A 19436-nucleotide genomic window follows, 5' to 3' on the forward strand; every position below is an offset into this window, starting at 1 on the left:
ACAGAAGCCTTCTGCAGCCGCTGCTGCCCGGAAGGCTTTTTGTTGTCTGCTCTTGCCGGATATACGAAGTGACGGGAGGAAATCGGGCTGCCTGGGCTACCTGGACCTAAGACCAGGTATAAAAACCGTCGTGAGTCGGTTCTGATTCCCCCTCCCGACCGAGTAGAATAGTGACAAGAACAAGGTTAACGGAAAGGGTTGCGGACCATGAAAAAGAACGGACATAAAGTATTGATTCTCTCGGGAAGCTATGGAGACGGGCATAAACAGGCGGCGGAAGCGATTCGCCGCGAGATCGCTCAGAGGTATCCGGGAGCGGAGACGGTCCTGCTCGATTTTATGGAGTGGACGCATCCCTTCATGAATTCCATCGGGCGGTACATGTTTTTGAAAGGACTACAGACGTTCCCGTCAGCGTACGGATATGTATATAACAAAACGAGAGAAGCCAACTTTTTCTCGTACATTTTGAAGCAGTTCAACCGGTTCGGCTTAGGCCGCATGATGAAGCTGCTCCGTGAAGTGGAGCCGACGGTGGTCGTGTCCACCTTCCCTCCGGCTGCGGGAGCGATGTCCGCCGTCCGGGCTTACGGCCTGTACGATGTGCCTACGGCAACGGTAATAACGGATCATACGGACCACAGCTACTGGGTGTACCCGGAGACCGACAAGTACCTGGTCGGTTCCGACACCGTCAGGGATGGCCTGATCCAGGCGGGTGTGCCCGCAGGACGCATCGAGGTAACGGGCATCCCTATCCGTCCGGAATTCCAGGGCACCTACGAGAGTGCCCAGACACGCCGCCTGCTCGGACTCGATCCGAAGCTGCCGACGATCCTGTTCATGGGAGGAGGCTGCGGGATGATGGGCGGCGAGCTGGCGAGCAAGCTCGAAGCTTTCGAAGCGCTGCCGGTCCGGACGCAGCTGGTCGTCGTCTGCGGGAACAACGAGAAGCTCCGCGCGCAGATTACGGAGCTGGCGTCTCATTCCCGCCATCGGATTCTCGCTACCGGTTACGTGAACAACGTACACGAATGGATGGCCGCGGCGGATCTACTCGTCACGAAGCCGGGGGGCCTCACCATCTCGGAAGCGATGGCCATGAAGCTGCCGATCGTGATCTACAAGTCCCTTCCCGGACAGGAAGAGGACAATGCCCGGTTCCTTCTGCAGGCGGGAATCGCCGTGAAAGCGAAGAACATGAACGATTTGATCGGACAGCTCGGCATTCTGCTGAGAAGTCCGTCGCTGCTGTACACCATGCGGGAGAACCTGGGCAGAACGCGACGGTCCAACGCGTCGGCCGAAGCGGTGCGCATCGTGCTGGAAACCCGCAGCGAACGGCGCTATGCGGCGGCTTTACAAGAAATTTGGTAAAAGCGCCAATAATGTTTACGCAAACTTCGTATAATAACCCTATTCCATAGCAGGAAGCGTGGTTATGCTCATGAACCCCGATGCGAAAATACTCATCCTCTATGCCAGTTACGGAGACGGCCATCTGCAAGTATCCCGGGCCCTGCGGCAGAGCTTTGAAACCCAAGGCGTCAGCAACGTAGAGCTTGTGGACTTGTTCGCACAGGCGCATCCCTGGTTCAATTCCTTCACCCGCTTCGTGTATCTGAAAACATCTTCCATCGGCCTTTACGGCCTTAGCTACTACCTGACTCAAGATATGCGGGCGGACGCCCTGCTTTCCAGATGGCTTCACTCCCTGGGAGACCGCAAGCTCCGCCAAATGATCCGCGAACATCAGCCGGCGGCGGTGGTGAACACCTTCCCCCTCAAGGGGTTGCCGGATACGGGACCACACAGCGGGGAGACGATTCCGACTTTCTCGATCGTGACGGATTACGATCTCCACTCCCGGTGGATTCACCCGGATGTACAGCATTATTTCGTTCCTTCGGAGGAACTGAAAACCCTGCTGGTCGCAAAGGGCGTACCGGCGGATAACATCAAAGTCAGCGGCATCCCGCTGCGTCCTTCCTTTCAAGCTGGAGGAGACGGGAACCCGGCGTTAACCAGCGGAGAGGCCGAGCAGGCGCCTCCCTTTGTGCTTATGATGGCCGGTGCGTACGGCGTGTTAAGGGGTCTGCGCGGGCTCTGCGCCAAGCTCCTCCAGGACGTTCCGGATGTGAGAATCGTTCTCGTATGCGGCCGCAATGAGCGCTTGAAGCGGTATTTTGAAACGGCTTTCGCCGGACAGGAGCGCGTGTGCGTGCACGGTTTTGTGGAGGACATCCACCGGTTGATGGCGGCTTCCGCCTGCATGATTACGAAAGCGGGCGGGGTTACTTTGTCCGAGGCGCTTGCGCTGGATGTACCCGTTATCGTTTACCGCCCGTTTTTGGGCCAGGAGAAAGAAAATGCCGATTATTTCGTGAAAAAGGGCGCGGCGCTGGCCGCTTTTAACCCGGATGAGCTTGTCCGGCAGGTCGGACGTGTTATCCGCGGAGAATGGCCGCCGGAGTCGGCCCGCACGTCCGCCCGCAATCTACACAAAAAAAATGCGGGCCAGACGATTGTCTCGCATATTCTAGAAGAGATCGGGCATCATCCTGCCCGCAGCAGCGAACAAGCGAGGTGAGAACGATGGATGAGAGCAAACAGCGCCGGCTTTCCGCCCGTTTAATCGGGTACGCGTTCATTCTATTTGTCGTGGAATTCGTCCGGGGCGCTTACCTGCTGTCCTATTTGCCTGTATATGCGGCGAATGTACTTCATTATCCCGTAACGGTTGTCGGTCTGGCGATTTCCATTCACTATGTAATCGATATGATTGTAAAAGGGCTGGCGGGGCTTCTTCTCGACCGGTTTCCCGCCCGGATTATTGTCGGCGGTGGTATGTTCTTCTCTCTGATCGGGCTGCTTCTGCTGCAAGGACCGCACAACGTGTTTATTTTTCTCCTGTCGGCGGCTCTATTCGGGGTCGGAATTTCCCCGATCTGGCTCGTTTGTCTGAGTCGCATAACGGCCGAACAGCGCGCTTTTCAAATGGGGGTCCTGTATACCGTTTGGCTCACCGGACTCGGTGCCGGCCCCGTTGTTATCAATTTTGTGCTGGATTACAGTTTGTCGGTCACGTATTTTATCCTGCTCGGACTGTGGGGGCTGGGCTGCCTGCTTTCTATGGGAATGGGGGGCAGGGCCGAAGGGATGCGGAGGAAAAAAGTCACGTGGAAAGTGCAGGCCGGAATTCTCAAAAAGCAGCTCGGCGCAGCGAAACCGCTCCTGCCTCCGATGATGCTGCAGACTCTTGCGGCCGGTCTGCTCGTCCCTGTTCTACCGGGGTTCGCCTCCGGAGTCATGGGCCTGCAGTATGCGGAATATTCCATGGTTCTGCTGGCCGGAGGGCTGTGCACGGTCATTTGTTTAATGCCGATGGGAAAGCTCTCCGACCGCTTCGGGCTCCGCGGATTTCTGATCCTCGGGTTTGCGTTTCTGGCGGCGGCCTTGTATGTCATGACGTTTATAAAAGAACTGGAATTTGCGCTGCTGACGGCTGCGCTGCTTGGCGTTTCTTACGCCTGCGTGCTGCCGGCCTGGAATGCCCTGATGGCTCTCTACGTTCCCAAAGGGCACCAGGAGATGGGCTGGGGGACGCTTTCCAGTGTCGAAGGACTGGGCGCTTTTATCGGGCCGGTTCTCGGAGGCTGGCTGGCCGACCGGTACAGCGAGGTTTTCGTGATTACATCAAGCGGGGTTCTGCTGGGAGCCATCGCTCTGTGGTACATACTGGTACCGCTTCAACCATCGGATAGGACAGACGGCAAAGCCGCCGTAAAGGGGGTGACGTACCGTGGTTGAAGGAATTATCTGGGTAGTCTTTATTTTCTATCTGATCTACACGCTGGTGCCTACCTTCCTGATCCGGCGCCTCGGATACGGCGTGTTTAAAAGCAGAAGCGACAGCCCGTGCGCCGCATTGACTTTTGACGACGGTCCCGATCCGCAGTATACGCCGCAACTTCTGGACCTGCTTGCCCGGAAAGGCACGAGAGCCACTTTTTTCGTGCTGGGCGCCAAGGCGGAGCACTACCCGGAGCTGATTCGGCGTATGCACGAGGAAGGGCATCTGGTCGGGCTGCACAACTATATGCACCATTCCAATGCTCTCATGTCTCCTTGGAAGGTGCGCCGCACCTTGGAACATTCGGCAGACGTGATCGAACGCATTACCGGGATACGGCCGGTTCATTACCGTCCCCCGTGGGGCGTTTTCAACGTGTTCGATTTTCTGCTGATCCGCAAATTTCGTATCGTCTTGTGGTCCATGGCCGCTTTTGACTGGCGCAGCAGAGGGGGGACCGACAAGATCAAACGGAAGCTGATCGGCAAAGTGAAAGACGGCGCCGTCATTCTCCTGCACGACAGCGGCGATACACTGGGCGCGAACCCCGATGCGCCGGGCTATATGATCGAGGCACTCGCGGATGTGCTGGAGGATGCCCGCCGGCGGGGCATCCGTTTTGCGCGTATTGACGAGCATCTACCGGGCCGGAGGCTTCCGGATCGGCTCGTCCGCCGCAGCGCGGAGAAGCGGACCGCCCTGCCGGCAGCGTCCTCGACGCGCGATCAGGCATCGCAGGCTGCCGCCGATGCGGCGGCGAACGCGCGGGACCCGCAGGCGGCAGGCGATGCAGCGGCGAGCGCACAGGATGCAGGCGGAGCCGCGGCTGCCGCGCATGGCCCCCGGGCCGCAGACCGAGCGGCTGCGACCGTGCGGGACCCACAGACGGCCGGCGAAGCAGCGGCGAGCGCGCAGGCTGCAAGTGGAGCGGTGACTGCTGAGCATGGCTCCAGGGCCGCAGACCGAGCGGCCGCGAGCGCGCAGCTCCCGCAGCCCGCGGTGGAAGCGGCGCCCGCCCGTGAAACGCCGCAAAGCCAGCCGCCGACCCCGGAGAAGCACCGGGGCTTGGCCCTGCGCGCTTGGATGCTGTGGGAGCGGCTGTTTCACCGGCTGTACCGGATTCAGCCCGGAGATTCCGAGCACCGCTTCCTCCACTACCGCATCCGGACGTATCACGGGCAGGAGCTGGTTCTCGAGGACGGGGAGATCATCCGCCCGGGCGACAAGGTGGCGGAGCTCCATCTCGACAACGAATGGCTGCGCCAAGCCGGATCGCAAAACTCCTCCATGATGAAGCTGGCCGTGCAGATGATCCGGGCCATGGGCAATTCCATGCCCAGACTGGCCCACCGCCTGCTGACGGACCCGGCCCTTGCCGATCTAAAGGGCGTGTACGGTATTTCCATGATCCACCGCGGCACCAAGCAGTTCGGATTTACCGTCCTGCCGCTGCATAACCGCCTGTGGCGCTGGTCCTCGACACTGTACCTGCGTGTTCTGCTCGGGATGCTTCATCCCGGTGGGTTCGGACGCCTGCAGGAGAACACGGCCCGGCTGAATCCGCGTATTATCGCGATGTCGACCAGCCAGATGAAAAAACGTTATGCTCCCGGATTGAGCGCGGCAGAGCCTTCCTCCGGCGCTTATTACCCGGAGGAAGCTTACGGTGCCGTTCTTCAAGAGCTTCCGGACGGAGTGGCGGGAAAAGGCGGGTAATTTCCGGGAGTCCGGGGATTGCCTGCTTGCTTTTGTTCCGGCAGCTTGATGTAAGCGCCTTTTTCTAGTAATCTGGAGGAATCAACAGGGGCACGGAAGAGGTGCGGAAGTGAAGAACAGCGGCATAGAAGTGGTCAAGGTGCTGAATAACAATGTGATCATTGCGGCGCATCCCGACTATCGGGAAGTTGTGGTGATCGGTAAAGGCATCGGGTTTAACCGGAAGGCCAAAGATCGCATTCCTTCGGAAGCGGTCGAGAAGCTCTTCATTTTGACCAATGAAAAAGAAAAAGAACAATACCAGCAGCTGATTCCCCAAATCGACGAGAAGCTGATCGAGGTCATGAACGAGGTGATTTTGTATATCTCGGAGCATGCCGGGGCGCCGCTGAATGAACATATTCATATTGCCTTGACGGACCATATCGCGTTTGCGATTAAACGGCTGGAGCAGGGTATCGTGCTGCAAAATCCGTTTCTGCTCGAAACCCGCGAGCTCTATCCCAAGGAATACGCCATAGCGAGCTATGTCATCCGTACGATTAACGATAAAATGAACGTGCATCTGCCGCCGGCGGAGGTCGGTTTCGTAACGCTTCATATTCATGGCGCGATCACGAACCGGCCGGTATCGGAGGTCAATGAATACTCCCGCCTGATCGGAGAGCTCATTAGCCTGATCGAGAGGCAGATGCATATTACGATCGATCGCAGCACCATCGCGTATTCCCGGCTTCTGCGCCACCTCCGTTTTGCCATAGAACGGACGAAGCGCAAAGAAACGGTTCACGAGCCGGACAAGCTGGGCGAGCTGCTTAAGCAGCAGTATCCGGAGATTTACTCCATCGCCTGGACTTTGATGAAAGTCATGCAGCGCCGGCTGCGGCAGCCGGTGTACGAAGCGGAGGCGGTTTACCTGACTATGCACCTGATCCGTCTGATGCAGAAAGACGATTCCTTGGAGAAGGAAAAGCCTGCAGGAGACAGTTGATTCCCGGAGCGCCTGCATTTTACGGCCAAAATCGTTCTCCCTAAAATACCGGAGTTATTAAAACGGGTTGGCGCGGCTGCGTGCGGCCTGTTTTTTTTGGTTCATTTTATTTGAGAAACAGTCTTGACCGATCTGGGCTATAGTGATAATATTTGTCTAATCCTATAAGAATAGTGTGAAATAAAAAACTCCAATTGAAACCTGCTGACTAGTCAACTAGAAGCGCCTGCGATTCGGATGCGAGATATCGTCCGTACGGCATGCGCTTTTTTTATTTTTTCCTAAAACGAAAGGGGATGCACGATGGGAAATCTGCTGCTCGAAGTCGGAAGGCTGAACAAGGCTTTTGAGACGAAGAAGGGGCTCGTCCATGCCTTGCACGATATCAATCTGGATATAAAAGAGGGCGAGTTTATAACGGTCATCGGCCCGAGCGGGTGCGGAAAAAGCACATTGCTGAAAATCGTGGCGGGTCTGGATACCGATCACAACGGGAACGTCCGGCTTGGAGGCGAGGAAGTGACGGGGCCCGGCATTGATAAAGGGTTTATTTTTCAGGAACCGCGCCTGTTCCCGTGGCTGACGGTCGAGAAAAATATTGCGGCCGATCTCTCGCTCAAAGACCCGCAAGTACGCGCCAAGGTGGATAACCTTATCGAGCTGGTTAAGCTGCAGGGCTTCGAGAAGTCTTATCCGAGGGAGCTTTCGGGCGGGATGGCCCAGCGTGTTTCCATTGCCCGCGCCCTGCTCCGGAATCCGAAAATTTTGCTGCTGGATGAGCCTTTCGGGGCGCTGGATGCTTTTACAAGAGCGCATATGCAGGAGGTGCTGCTGGATATCTGGCAGGCGAACCGGACGACTATGGTGTTCGTCACGCACGACATTGATGAAGCGGTTTTCCTTGCGAACCGCGTCGTGATTCTCAAACCGCGCCCCGGCGCGATCCGGAATATCGTTCCGGTGGATCTGCCTTTTCCGCGAAAGAAATCGAGCACGTCGTTTCAGGAAATCCGCTACAAAATTTTAAACGAATTCGAGAAGCTGGATGAACTCGAACTCGTTGAAAGCGCAGGAATTTGACGAAGGAGGGGGTATCATGAGCAAGCCTTCAAATCTGCTGCAAGGTACAGGCGCGACTTTATTGGCTGCTTCTCCTGACTCTGTCCCGGCAGTACCGACTCCCGCCGGCTCTTCCAAGCGGAGGCGGCGGCTGGAATCGTTCCTGCTGGGAGCGATCGTGCCTGCGGCCGCGCTCATTTTGTGGCAGGTGCTGGGTGACGCGGGCTATATCTCCCGGCTGCTTTTTCCGACCCCATGGACCATCGCCAAATCGTTTCGCAGCCTGCTGGAATCCGGCGCGCTTGCGGAGAATGTGGGCATCAGCATACTGAGGGCGGCCGCAGGTTTTGCGCTTGGAGGAGGACTCGGTCTTCTGCTGGGCATGCTGGTCGGCTTTTTCCGCAGAACGGAAAAAGTGCTCGATCCCTCCGTGCAGATGATCCGGATGATTCCCCATTTGGCGATCGCGCCCTTGTTTATTCTCTGGTTCGGATTCGGCGAGCCCTCGAAAGTACTGTTAATTGCCAAAGGGGCCTTTTTCCCGCTTTATATCAATACTTTTCTGGGGATCCGGGGCGCGGACAAGAAATTGTTTGAAGTGACGAGGGTGCTGGGGTTCAGCACGTTCCAACAACTGATGCGTCTTATTGTGCCGTCGGCGCTCCCGAATATTTTTCTCGGCCTAAGAGTGTCGCTAGGCATCGCCTGGCTCGGACTGGTCGTCGCCGAATTGATGGGGGCATCATCCGGGCTCGGTTATCTGATGTCGGAAGCCCGGCAGTTTAACAAAACCGCCGTGGTGTATGTGGGCATTATCTTGTTTGCCGTGATCGGCAAGGCGGCGGATTCAGGGGTCCGGCTGCTGGAAAGGCGCCTTCTGCAATGGCAGGACAGTTATGGAGGCAAGTAAAAGGAGGGAGCGACTATGAACGGTAGCGGGGAAGCGCTTCGACGTCTCACCGGAACACATGAACAGCCGGGAAGCCTGCGCAAATACGGGCAAACGCTGCTGAAAGCCAAGACAGGCGATTTTGCCCTGGGTGCCGTTCTTCCGGTGCTTGTGCTCATTGTGTGGCAGGCGGCAGGCGACTTCGGCTGGATTTCGACGTTTTTTCTGCCGACTCCGCTGATGATCGGCGCGGCACTCAAAGAGCTGGCCGTAAGCGGAGAGCTGACGGAGCATGTGGGAATTTCGCTGTGGCGGGCTTTAACGGGCTTCCTGCTCGGGGGCAGTCTCGGCCTGTTGTTCGGTCTGTTGACCGGGTACTTCCGCAAAGCCGAGCAACTGCTCGATCCGACGCTGCAGATGATCCGTCTCGTTCCGCACTTGGCGGCGGCTCCGCTGATTATCCTCTGGTTCGGATTCGGAGAAACGTCCAAAACGCTCATTATCGCGAACGGAGCTTTCTTCCCGCTCTATGTCCACACTTACCTCGGCATCCGAAGTGTGGATAACAAACTGTTCGACGTAGCCAAGGTGCTGCGGTTCAGTCCGTACAAACAGCTGCTCCGGCTGATCATTCCCGCTTCTCTGCCGAACATCCTGCTCGGGCTGCGGCTTTCGTTGGCCGTTTCTTGGCTGGGGCTAGTCGTAGCGGAGCTGATCGGCTCCCAGTCGGGCATCGGCTTCCTGATCAACTTCGCGAAGCAGAACTCGGCGACGGAAATTATTTTCGTCGGGGTGATCCTGTTTGCGGTCGTCGGCAAGCTTGTGGATACGTTCGTCAGGCTGCTGGAAGCGAAGCTGCTACAGTGGAGAGACAGCTTTGAAGGCTGATAAGTGCCGTTCGCGCTTAAAGTCGGGCGAGGCGAAAAGCATGTCGGAGAGGATTTCTACATAACAGAGGGGGATAAGCATGACACATACGGCATACACGAAAAAATACACGCATCTCATCGGCTTTGTTCTGCTTCTGGCGGTGCTGGTTCTACTGGCTTCGGCCTGCGGCAGGGCGGAGGCCGATCCGTCCGGGGGAGCGGACCCGGGTGGCAAGGCGTCTTCCGTGCTGCGCGTGGGCTATATCGGCGCGAACAAGCTGAACCTTCCGAGCGGCGCCGAAGGCTGGGGGTTCTACAAAGGCGGGGCGAAGGAGGAGCTGAAAAAACTGGGGATCACGGACGTGCAGTTTGTCGGTTTTCCCAACGGTCCGGATTTGAGCGAATCGCTGATCAGCGGACGGATCGATATCGGCTCGCTGGGCGATACGCCGGCCATATTGGCCCGTTCCGCAGGAGCGCCGTCCAAAGTCATCACCCTGAATTCCTCCGGGAGCAATGCGTTTATTCTCGGGAAGAAGAACGGACCGACGACGCTGGCCGATCTGAAGGGCAAGAAAGTCTCCGTGAAAAAAGGCTCCTATATGCACCGCTATCTGGCGGGGCTGCTCAAAGAGCAGGGCATTAAAGACGTCCAACTGATCCATCTGCTGGATGAAGACGCGGATGCCGCTCTTGTCAGAGGAGAGGTGGATGCTATCGCCACGACGGAAGTGCGCGGGCTCAAAATGATTCCCCAAGGCTTTCCCGTTCTGGACGAAGCCGCCAAGGATCATCCCGCTCTCGTAGGCGCCGGCGTAACCGTCGTGTCGGAGAGTTATTTGAAGAGAGTGCCGGATATCGCAAAAGTGTGGAATGACCTCAGAATCAAAGCACTGGATGATCTGAAAACGCAGGAAGACGCTTATTATGCTTTTGTCGTGGAGAATACGGGAACTCCGCTGGATTTAGTTAAGAAAACGAGCGCCGTCTCCCGGATTCAGAGAGAGTCGTTCACGGACAGCGGTATTCAGGCTCTAAAGGCGACCAAAGATTTTCTGGTCCAGGATAAATTGGCCGATACGGATTTCAAAGTCGATGACTGGCTGGTGAAATAAGCCGGTAAGCTCGGTAAGCCCGGTAAGCCCGGTAAGCCGACCGGCGTAAAAACCGGCAGCGATAAAATAAGCGGCAGAACAGGGAGGGAGAACCATGAGTCAGAAACAGCCGCTTCAATTAACGGCCGATGTCCTGGTGATCGGCGGCGGACCCGCAGGCGCCTGGGCGGCATGGAGTGCGGCTTCCCGCGGTGCCAGGGTAGTCGTGGCCGACAAGGGCTTTCTCGGTTCCAGCGGAGCGACGGCGCCTGGAGGAACCAATCTGCTTTACCTGCCGCCCGATCCCGCTTTGAGGGAAGAAGCAGTCAGGAAGAGAATGAAGGGAGGCGGCTTCCTGTCCGAACCTTCCTGGATTCACGGCGTGCTCGATCAGGTGTACGAAAGCCTGGAATTGGTGGAATCCTGGGGCTACCCGTTCCGCCGGGACGAGAACGGAGTGCCCATGAGAGACCACCTCCAGGGGCCGGAGTACATGAAGCTTATGCGCCGGGCCGTGATCAAGGCGGGGGCCCGCATCCTGGACCAGTCTCCGGCCTTGGAGCTTCTCGTCGACGAGCATGGCGTCGGCGGAGCCAGAGGCGTATCCCGGCTTGATGACCGGGATTGGGAAGTGCGGGCGGGCGCCGTCGTGATCGCCACGGGAGGCTGCGCCTTCCTGAGCAAGGGCCTCGGCTGCAACGTCCTGACCGGCGACGGCTTGCTGATGGCCGCCGAGCTCGGCGTGGAGCTCTCCGGCATGGAGTTCAGCCGCCAGTATGCGCCGAGCGCGGCCTTCGCCACGAACACGCGGGGGCGTCTGCTGAACTGGGCGACCTTCTATGCCGAGGACGGCACGCCGCTGCATTCGGAGGGGCCCAGGCCGCACGATTTCCTCCCGAAGATGCTGAGCAAAGGGCCCGTGTACGCCGTCATGGACAAGGCGGACACCCCGGAGAAGCGGGCGATCCTGCGCAGCTCGCACGCGATCTTCTTCCTGCCGCTTGACCGGGCCGGCATCGACCCGTTCACGCAGCCGTTCCCGCTGACCCTCCGGTACGAGGGAACCGTGCGGGGAACGGGCGGCATCCGGCTCGTCGGCGAAGACTGCTCGACGACCGTGGCCGGGCTCTATGCCGCCGGCGATGCGGCCACCCGGGAGAGAGTCACGGGCGCTCAATCCGGAGGCGGCGCTTTCAACGCCTCGTGGGCGATCTCGTCCGGCACCTGGTCCGGCAGAGCCGCGGCGGGGTATGCGCTGGCCCTGGGCGGCCGGACCGGACAGCGCAGTCTCCGCCCGGCAGGCGGCGCCGGGCTCGCAGGGACCCCGGGGACATCCGCAATGACGGATGTCCCGGGGATTATCGGGGCTGTCCAGCGGGAAGTGTTCCCGCTGGAGATCAACTACTTCCGAAGCGAGCCCGTGCTCCGGGAGTCTCTTCAAAGACTGCACGGACTGTGGCCCCTCGTTCAGGGCGGTATCCCCAGCGGGGATGCGAGGGAGCGCGTCCGTGCCCGAGAAGCGGCCGCCATGGTGGCGGCGGCCCGCTGGATCCATACCGCCGGATTGGCGAGGCGGGAAACCCGCGGCATGCACACGCTCGCGGAATACCCGCATACCGATCCGGCCTACCAGCGCCGCCTGCTCGTGTCGGGGCTGGACGACATCCGCGTCAAGTTCGAGGGAGGCGGGGAAGTCCCGCCCCGTCCGGACCCTTCCCCGGCGGCGCATTCCGGGCCGACGGGGCAGCGGGGACAGGAAGCGCTTCAGCCGTCCGGCGGAGATGCCGTGCGGAGGGAGGTGACGCCGGTATGATCGAGCTGGTCAGTACCGCCCGCTGCGTAGGCTGCAGCATGTGCGTCAAGGTCTGCCCCACGAACGTGTTCGACGAAGGACCGGACCGGGTACCGGTTATCGCCCGGCAAAACGACTGTCAGACCTGCTTTATCTGCGAGGTTTACTGTCCGGTCGACGCGCTCTACGTGTCTCCATATGGCGACGAGTCCGTAATCGTCGATGAGCGGGAGCTTGCGGAATCCGGCGTGCTCGGGAGCTGGAGAGAGAAGATCGGCTGGGGACCGGGGCGCGTCAAGCTTGCCAAGCTGGATACGACCCCGTTTATCGACCGGGTGCTTCCCCTGCAGCCACCTCTGGATGAGGAGGAGACGGCGTTTATTCTGACTCCGGACTATCCTCGGAAACCCGCCGGTTAGGCTTGTGCCGCCCGAATCCGCATAGCCGCCTTAGGCGGTTATCGATCCGACCGGGCGAGCGATCCGACCGCTCTGACCGATCGGCCTGATCTGGTCGACCCGGCCGATCCGAAAGGCCCTCCGCTTCTGCTATAGCGGCAGTTATCTTCCACAGACGACTTAAGCAGCTGCTTTTCAGATATCTTGCAGGTATCCTGCAGGTATCTTGCACGTATCTTATAGACCGATATCCCCTTTGGAAGGGGCGACGTTCCTTTCACGGAACGCACCCACTTCCGCTTTATAACCGGAGATTTCCCGTGCGGGAGGTCTCCTTTTTGACGGGATGAGAGTGTGAAAAATGGTATTGTCTGTTGAGATTTGTCATGCTATAATGACGGAGCTTAGGTATTATACAACTGAACAGGCGATATGCGCGTGTGACTGATACGATCAGGCATGAGCAAGAAAGAGAATGAATGGAAACGCTCCGAGTTGGGTTATATTAACCCTTATCCGGCAGCTACTTCCGGCATTCCTTGATTGCTTATGCCTTTTTTGCTGTTTCGGCCTTGCCTGTGGGGTTGAATAATCCATAGACACTATGACCAGATAAAGGAAGTGAAGCACATGTTAAAAGGCGTTTTCGGCGCGCTCCAACAAGTAGGTAAGGCGCTCATGCTTCCGGTTTCCATTCTTCCTGCCGCGGGCCTTCTGCTGGCGTTCGGTTCGGCCATGCAAAACCCGGATACGATTGAGCTTATGCCTTTCCTCAGCGGAAACGGGTTTCAGGTTGCGGCTCACCTCATGTCGAGCGCAGGCGACATTATTTTCGCGAACCTGGCATTGCTTTTCGCCATCGGGGTAGCGATCGGTCTGGCGGGCGGAGACGGCGTTGCCGGTATCGCAGCCACGATCGGTTACTTGATTATGAACGTGACCATGGGCGTTCTGGCGGGTGTAACCCCTTTCTCGCTGACGCTGAAAGATCCTTCTTACGCGAGCGTGCTAGGTATACCGACCCTGCAAACGGGCGTTTTCGGCGGGATTATCATGGGTGTCATAGCGGCGCTCCTTTACAAGAGGTACCATAAAATCGAACTTCCGTCGTACCTCGGCTTTTTTGCGGGCAAGCGGTTCGTTCCGATCATTACCTCCCTTGCCGCGCTGCTGACCGGGCTTATCCTGATCTTTATCTGGCCTCCGGTACAGCAAGGACTGAGCACGTTCTCCCGTTCCGTGCTCGATGCGAATCCGGTTCTGGCTTCCTTCTTGTTCGGGGTCGGTGTCCGCTCTCTCATTCCGTTCGGTCTGCATCACATCTGGAATGCGCCGTTCTGGTACGAGTTCGGGGAATATATTGATAAATCGGGCGTTCTGGTGCGCGGAGATATGAAAATCTTCTTCGCTCAGCTGAAAGACGGCGTACCGCTTACGGCCGGTACGTTTATGAGCGGTAACTTCCCGTTCATGATGTTCGGTCTGCCGGCCGCGTGTCTGGCCATTTACCATACGGCACGTCCCGAGAACAAAAAGCTGGTTGCCGGTATTATGGGCTCCGCGGCTTTGACGGCTTTCCTTACGGGGATTACGGAGCCGATCGAGTTTTCGTTCTTGTTCGTTGCCCCTCTTCTCTACGTTTTCCATGCTCTGCTCGCGGGTCTGTCCTTCGCGATTATGACTCTGCTTGATGTTAAGCTCGGCTTTACGTTCTCCGGCGGCTCGATCGACTTCCTGCTGCTCGGCGTCCTTCCGAACCGCACGCCGTGGTGGCTTGCGATTCTGGTCGGCCTTGTTTTCGCAGTCATCTACTATGTGGTGTTCCGCTTCGCGATTACGAAATTCAATCTGAGAACGCCGGGTCGCGAAGAAGTGAAAACGGAAGCCGATACGGACGATGCTCCCGTCAGCGGCGCAAGCAATGCTAGCGGTACGGGCGACCTGCCGAGCAGCATTCTCGCGGCACTGGGCGGCGCGCCGAACATTTCGAACCTTGACGCTTGTATCACGCGGCTGCGTGTTCAGGTGAAAGACAAAGGCGTCGTGGACAAAGAGCGTCTCAAAAAACTGGGCGCTTCGGGCGTTCTTGAAGTCGGCAACAATGTACAAGCTATTTTCGGAACCCGTTCCGATTCCTTGAAAAATCAGATTCAAGACGTTATGGCGGGCCGCATTCCTTCCACGGCGAGCGTGCCGGTTGTGGAATCTCCCGATACGGGCGGCAGCGAGCTGATGAAAGAAGAAACGATCGTAGCTCCGGCTGACGGCGAACTGATGGATATCACGCTCGTTCCGGACGAAGTTTTTTCCCAGAAAATGACGGGCGACGGGTTTGCTATCCTGCCGAAAAACGGAACGATTGTTTCTCCGGTAAACGGCAAAATTTTCAACGTATTCCCGAGTAAGCATGCCATCGGCATCCAGTCCGACGCGGGTAAAGAACTGCTGGTTCATATCGGCGTCAACACGGTAAAACTGAAAGGACAAGGCTTTGAAGTGCTCGTTTCCGAAGGGGATATTGTGGAAGCCGGCCAGCCGATCATGAAAGTCGACCTGGATTATGTGAAAGAGCATGCTCCTTCCATCATCTCACCGGTTATTTTTACGAACCTGCCGGAAGGCACTGAAATTCGTTTGAATAAACAAGGCGACGTTAAATCGGGCGACAAAAACATTATTACGATTAAGTAAAGAGGTGCGGGGGAGGAAGGGCCGTATTTTTCTAACCCCCTCTTTTTCGGTTAAGATAGAAGAAGCAACTAAATTATTGAGTGGAGATGACCAACTATGCAAAAAACATTTAAAGTGACCAGCGATACAGGAATTCACGCACGTCCGGCTACAGCACTTGTTAACACATCCAATAAATTCAAAGCGGACGTATTCGCCGAGAGCAAAGGCAAGAAAGTGACGATGAAATCGATTCTGGGCGTGCTTTCCCTGGGGCTGGAAGAAAACGATGTAATTACTTTCTCCGCAGAAGGTGAAGATGCGGCGGAAGCGATCGCGGCTTTGGAAGAAATTATGACTAAAGAAGGGCTGGGCGAGCTTCATGGCTAATATACGTGGCATTGCCGCTTCGGCGGGAATTGCCATCGCCCGGGCGTTCCGTCTGGAACACCCCGACTTGACCGTCGTCCGCAAAACCGTGGAGGATACGGAAGCCGAGGTTGCCAAATTCGAGCAGGCTCTGGAGAAATCCAGCGCCGAGCTCGAGGCTATCAAGGAACAGACGCTCCGGGAGATGGGAGAAGAGAAAGCGGAGATTTTCGAATCTCACCTGCTTGTGCTCGGTGATCCCGAGCTGGTCGATCCGGTGAAAGCGAAAATCCGCGACGAGAAGGTTAACGCGGAATTTGCGATGAACGAAGTTGCGATGACGTTCGTCGAAATGTTCGAGAACATGAACAGCGACTATCTTAAGGAACGTGCGGCGGATATGCGCGATGTGACGAAGCGGGTGCTCGCTCATTTGCTCGGCGTCAAATTCGTGAGCCCGTCGTCGATCTCGGAGGAGACGGTTGTCGTGGCGGAGGATTTGACTCCGTCGGATACGGCCCAGCTTAACCGCACGTACGTGAAAGGCTTTACGACCAACATCGGCGGGCGCACGTCCCATTCCGCGATCATGGCGCGCTCGCTTGAAATCCCGGCCGTCGTCGGGACGAAGAACGTGCTGGATCTTGTCAAGGACGGAGATCTGTTGATTGTGGACGGATTGGACGGCGACGTTCTGATCAATCCGGAGCCAGCGGTGGTCGAAGAATACCGCGCGAAGCAGCAGCGCTACGCGGAGCAGCGTGCCGAATGGGCCAAGCTGCGCAACGAGCCGACGGTGACTCCGGACGGTCACCATGTCGAACTTGCGGCGAACATCGGCACACCTGCCGACGTGGCGGGCGTGCTGGAGAACGGCGGCGAGGCTGTCGGCCTGTACCGGACCGAATTCCTGTATATGGGACGCGATCAGCTGCCGACCGAGGAAGAGCAGTACAAGGCGTACAAGGCGGTCCTGGAGAAGATGGAAGGCAAGCCGGTCGTGGTCCGTACGTTGGACATCGGCGGCGACAAGGAGCTGCCTTATCTGCAGCTTCCGAAGGAGATGAACCCGTTCCTCGGCTTCCGGGCGATCCGCTTGTGCCTGGAGCGCGAGGACATCTTCCGTACCCAACTGCGCGCCCTACTGCGCGCCAGCGTGCACGGCTCGCTTCGGATTATGTTCCCGATGATCGCTACGCTGGACGAGTTCCGTCAGGCGAAGGCGCTTCTTCTCGAAGAGAAGGCGAAACTTGCGGCGGAGGGAACGCCGGCATCCAACGAGATTCAGCTCGGTATCATGGTGGAAATCCCGTCGACGGCTGTCATGGCCGACCAGTTTGCCAAAGAAGTGGACTTTTTCAGCATCGGTACTAATGACCTCATTCAATATACGATGGCGGCAGACCGGATGAACGAACGCGTCTCTTATCTGTATCAGCCTTACAATCCGGCCATTCTGCGCCTGGTTAAGATGGTGATCGACGCGGCACACCGCGAAGGCAAATGGGCCGGCATGTGCGGCGAGATGGCGGGGGATACGACCGCGATTCCGCTTCTGCTCGGACTCGGTCTCGATGAGTTCAGCATGAGCGCCACTTCCATTCTGCCTGCGCGCAGCCAGATTGTGAAGCTCTCCCTGTCGGAGATGCGAGAGCTCGCCGCCCGCGCGATCGAGCTGTCGACGGCGGAAGAAGTCGTGGCGCTCGTAAACGGGCATCAGCCGAAAGCGTAAAACATAGATCGGCAGACGGATTACTTATAAAAGCGCCTGCTTTTGGACTATCATCCGCAAGGATAGGTTGAAAGTCAACGGCAAGAACACCCCTGACAAGTCGAAAGGCATAGGCCTGAGGCGGACGAGGGGTGTTCTTTTTTTGGCCGAAAAGGAATTCCGCTTTACGAAGCGAATCCGGTGTTAGACAAAACTTTTATCGTGAAAGGGGCAATTTTGCCATGAATACAGATGAGGTTATGGAATACGCTTTATCCAAACCGGGGGCTACCGCGGACCGTCCCTTCGACAATGAGACCGATGTGCTCCGCGTAGGAGGTAAAATGTTCGCTCTGCTGCCTTCGGGAGCGGCTCCGGGTGAGGGAAGTGTAACGCTAAAATGTCCGCCGGAGGAAGCGGAGCTGCTGCGTATGCAGTACCCGGAGGCGGTAAGGCCCGGTTATCACATGAACAAACGCCACTGGAATACCGTCCGGCTGGACGGAAGCCTGGACCCCCAGGAAATCATGGATATGGTGGACGTTTCCTATATGCTGGTCCGCGGCAGTTTAAGCAAGAAAATGCAGCAGCACATCCTGCAGTACAGTGGTTCGGATTGGAATGAAAGCTGAAACCGCGGGAAAACTAAGCGAAGCTTGAACCGGCTTGATGGCTGATGAAACAGCTTGTGACGAGAGTTTGCGGCCGGAACAGATTCAAAGAGAGGCGTTTTGTGCCGTGTTTTCCTTCTTGAAGGAGAACATGAAAGAGGCTTCGGTTAGACTCCCGCAACGCTTGTCAAGAATGCCGATCGCCGTTTTTGACCGTATTTCGGTAAATTCAGTGATCCTAGGCGAATAATATGGTATAATACATGTATTCGATGTTTGTTTGCCGGTCGCTGTTCTGGAGTCTGTTGCAAACAGGCTCCTTTTTCGGATTAAGGCAGACTTTAGATACATACAAATTAAAGGGGTGTCGGCCATTGAGTGTAGAAAAATCGACTTTTCAAGGTGAGAAATCAGGTAAACGTACGGCTACAGCGGCAAAGCTTCTGCAACGAATCGTATTTATTACGCTAGGGGCGGCTTTATTTTCGATAGGGTTGGAAGTTTTCCTCGTTCCCAACAATATTATCGACGGCGGTATCACCGGTATTTCGATTATGCTGTCCCACTTTTTCCATCTTCCTCTCGGTATTTTCTTGACCCTTTTGAATCTTCCTTTTCTGTTCCTGGGTTACAAACAAATCGGTAAAACGTTCGCCATTTCGACGTTGTTCGGTGTTATCGCAATGTCAGTCGGCACTTCCCTTCTTCATCCGGTACCGGCTGTCACAATCGATCCGCTGCTGGCCGCCGTTTTCGGCGGGGTTATTCTCGGCGTCGGGATCGGGCTCGTTATCCGTTCGGGCGGTTCCCTTGACGGTACGGAGATCGTAGCTATTCTGATCAATAAAAAATCACCGTTTTCCGTCGGTGAAATCGTCTTGTTCATCAACCTGTTCATTCTCGGCAGCGCCGGGTTCGTATTCGGTTGGGATCATGCGATGTATTCCCTGATTGCGTATTACATTGCGATGAAAATGATTGATGTGACGATCGAAGGTCTCGATCAGTCGAAATCCGTATGGATCATCAGTGAAAAATATAAAGAAATCGGCGATGCGCTGACTCAGCGTCTGGGCCGTGGCGTGACTTACCTTCATGGGGAAGGCGCTTATACCGGCGACGACAAGAAGGTGATTTTCACCGTCATTACACGTCTGGAAGAAGCGAAGCTGAAATCCATCGTCGAAGAATGGGACGGAAACGCCTTTATCGCCGTCGGCAATATTCACGATGTGAAGGGCGGACAATTCAAGAAGAAGGATATCCACTGATCCTTGCCAAAAGCTTCTCCCCGCAAACGCGGGAACATGAAAAAACCAGCGGCCGTAATGGCCTGCTGGTTTTTTTGTGCCGCCTTGGCGTGCCGCCTTGGCGTGCCGCCTTGGCGTGCCGCCTTGGCGTGCCGCCGCAAACA

The 19436-nt window shown here is 56.9% G+C and carries 16 protein-coding genes; all 16 read left to right on the forward strand.

The window, feature by feature from the left end; genetic code table 11:
• Nucleotides 1-207 precede the first annotated feature (207 nt).
• The 16 genes from KVT34_RS19105 (at nt 208) to KVT34_RS19180 (ending at nt 19293) form a co-directional block, all read left to right on the forward strand.
• Complete coding sequence (locus KVT34_RS19105) at nt 208-1377, forward strand: MGDG synthase family glycosyltransferase (protein ID WP_217560405.1); 1170 nt, start codon at nt 208-210, stop codon at nt 1375-1377.
• A 64-nt stretch (nt 1378-1441) separates the two neighbouring features.
• Nucleotides 1442-2590, forward strand: coding sequence for an MGDG synthase family glycosyltransferase (locus tag KVT34_RS19110; RefSeq protein ID WP_217560406.1), 1149 nt, complete (start codon nt 1442-1444; stop codon nt 2588-2590).
• 5 nt (nt 2591-2595) lie between these two features.
• Nucleotides 2596-3810, forward strand: coding sequence for an MFS transporter (locus KVT34_RS19115; protein ID WP_217560407.1), 1215 nt, complete (start codon nt 2596-2598; stop codon nt 3808-3810).
• Nucleotides 3803-5569 (forward strand): polysaccharide deacetylase family protein, encoded by a 1767-nt coding sequence (locus KVT34_RS32620; protein WP_309244108.1) that lies wholly within the window; start codon nt 3803-3805, stop codon nt 5567-5569. The genes KVT34_RS19115 and KVT34_RS32620 overlap by 8 nt, the downstream gene beginning before the upstream one ends.
• Nucleotides 5570-5678: 109 nt before the next feature.
• Nucleotides 5679-6560 carry a glucose PTS transporter transcription antiterminator GlcT gene (gene glcT / locus KVT34_RS19125; protein WP_217560408.1) on the forward strand — a complete coding sequence of 294 codons (882 nt, stop codon included), beginning with the start codon at nt 5679-5681 and terminating at the stop codon, nt 6558-6560.
• Between the two features lie 303 nt (nt 6561-6863).
• Nucleotides 6864-7640 (forward strand): ABC transporter ATP-binding protein, encoded by a 777-nt coding sequence (locus tag KVT34_RS19130; RefSeq protein ID WP_042234161.1) that lies wholly within the window; start codon nt 6864-6866, stop codon nt 7638-7640.
• Between the two features lie 37 nt (nt 7641-7677).
• Nucleotides 7678-8529, forward strand: coding sequence for an ABC transporter permease (locus KVT34_RS19135; protein ID WP_483311445.1), 852 nt, complete (start codon nt 7678-7680; stop codon nt 8527-8529).
• 15 nt (nt 8530-8544) lie between these two features.
• Nucleotides 8545-9396, forward strand: coding sequence for an ABC transporter permease (locus KVT34_RS19140; RefSeq protein WP_217560409.1), 852 nt, complete (start codon nt 8545-8547; stop codon nt 9394-9396).
• A 79-nt stretch (nt 9397-9475) separates the two neighbouring features.
• The gene (locus KVT34_RS19145) at nt 9476-10492 is read left to right on the forward strand and encodes an ABC transporter substrate-binding protein (RefSeq protein WP_217560410.1); all 1017 of its coding nucleotides are present in this window, start codon (nt 9476-9478) and stop codon (nt 10490-10492) included.
• A 94-nt stretch (nt 10493-10586) separates the two neighbouring features.
• Nucleotides 10587-12284, forward strand: a complete 1698-nt coding sequence (locus KVT34_RS19150) for an FAD-dependent oxidoreductase (protein ID WP_217560412.1) — start codon at nt 10587-10589, stop codon at nt 12282-12284.
• Complete coding sequence (locus KVT34_RS19155) at nt 12281-12682, forward strand: 4Fe-4S dicluster domain-containing protein (RefSeq protein ID WP_217560413.1); 402 nt, start codon at nt 12281-12283, stop codon at nt 12680-12682. The genes KVT34_RS19150 and KVT34_RS19155 overlap by 4 nt, the downstream gene beginning before the upstream one ends.
• 609 nt (nt 12683-13291) lie before the next feature.
• The gene (ptsG, locus tag KVT34_RS19160; RefSeq protein WP_217560414.1) at nt 13292-15352 is read left to right on the forward strand and encodes a glucose-specific PTS transporter subunit IIBC; all 2061 of its coding nucleotides are present in this window, start codon (nt 13292-13294) and stop codon (nt 15350-15352) included.
• A 96-nt stretch (nt 15353-15448) separates the two neighbouring features.
• Nucleotides 15449-15721: a phosphocarrier protein HPr gene (locus tag KVT34_RS19165; protein ID WP_217560415.1), complete on the forward strand. Its 273-nt coding sequence runs from the start codon at nt 15449-15451 to the stop codon at nt 15719-15721.
• Entirely contained in the window at nt 15714-17432 is a 1719-nt protein-coding gene (gene ptsP, locus KVT34_RS19170) for a phosphoenolpyruvate--protein phosphotransferase (RefSeq protein ID WP_217560416.1), read from the forward strand. The genes KVT34_RS19165 and ptsP overlap by 8 nt, the downstream gene beginning before the upstream one ends.
• A gap of 221 nt (nt 17433-17653) precedes the next feature.
• Nucleotides 17654-18043 (forward strand): MmcQ/YjbR family DNA-binding protein, encoded by a 390-nt coding sequence (locus KVT34_RS19175; RefSeq protein ID WP_217560417.1) that lies wholly within the window; start codon nt 17654-17656, stop codon nt 18041-18043.
• A 353-nt stretch (nt 18044-18396) separates the two neighbouring features.
• Nucleotides 18397-19293: a YitT family protein gene (locus KVT34_RS19180; protein WP_217560418.1), complete on the forward strand. Its 897-nt coding sequence runs from the start codon at nt 18397-18399 to the stop codon at nt 19291-19293.
• Nucleotides 19294-19436: the final 143 nt, after the last annotated feature.

This window comes from Paenibacillus sp. GbtcB18, assembly GCF_019091125.1.
In the GTDB taxonomy this organism is placed as follows: domain Bacteria; phylum Bacillota; class Bacilli; order Paenibacillales; family NBRC-103111; genus Paenibacillus_F; species Paenibacillus_F chitinolyticus.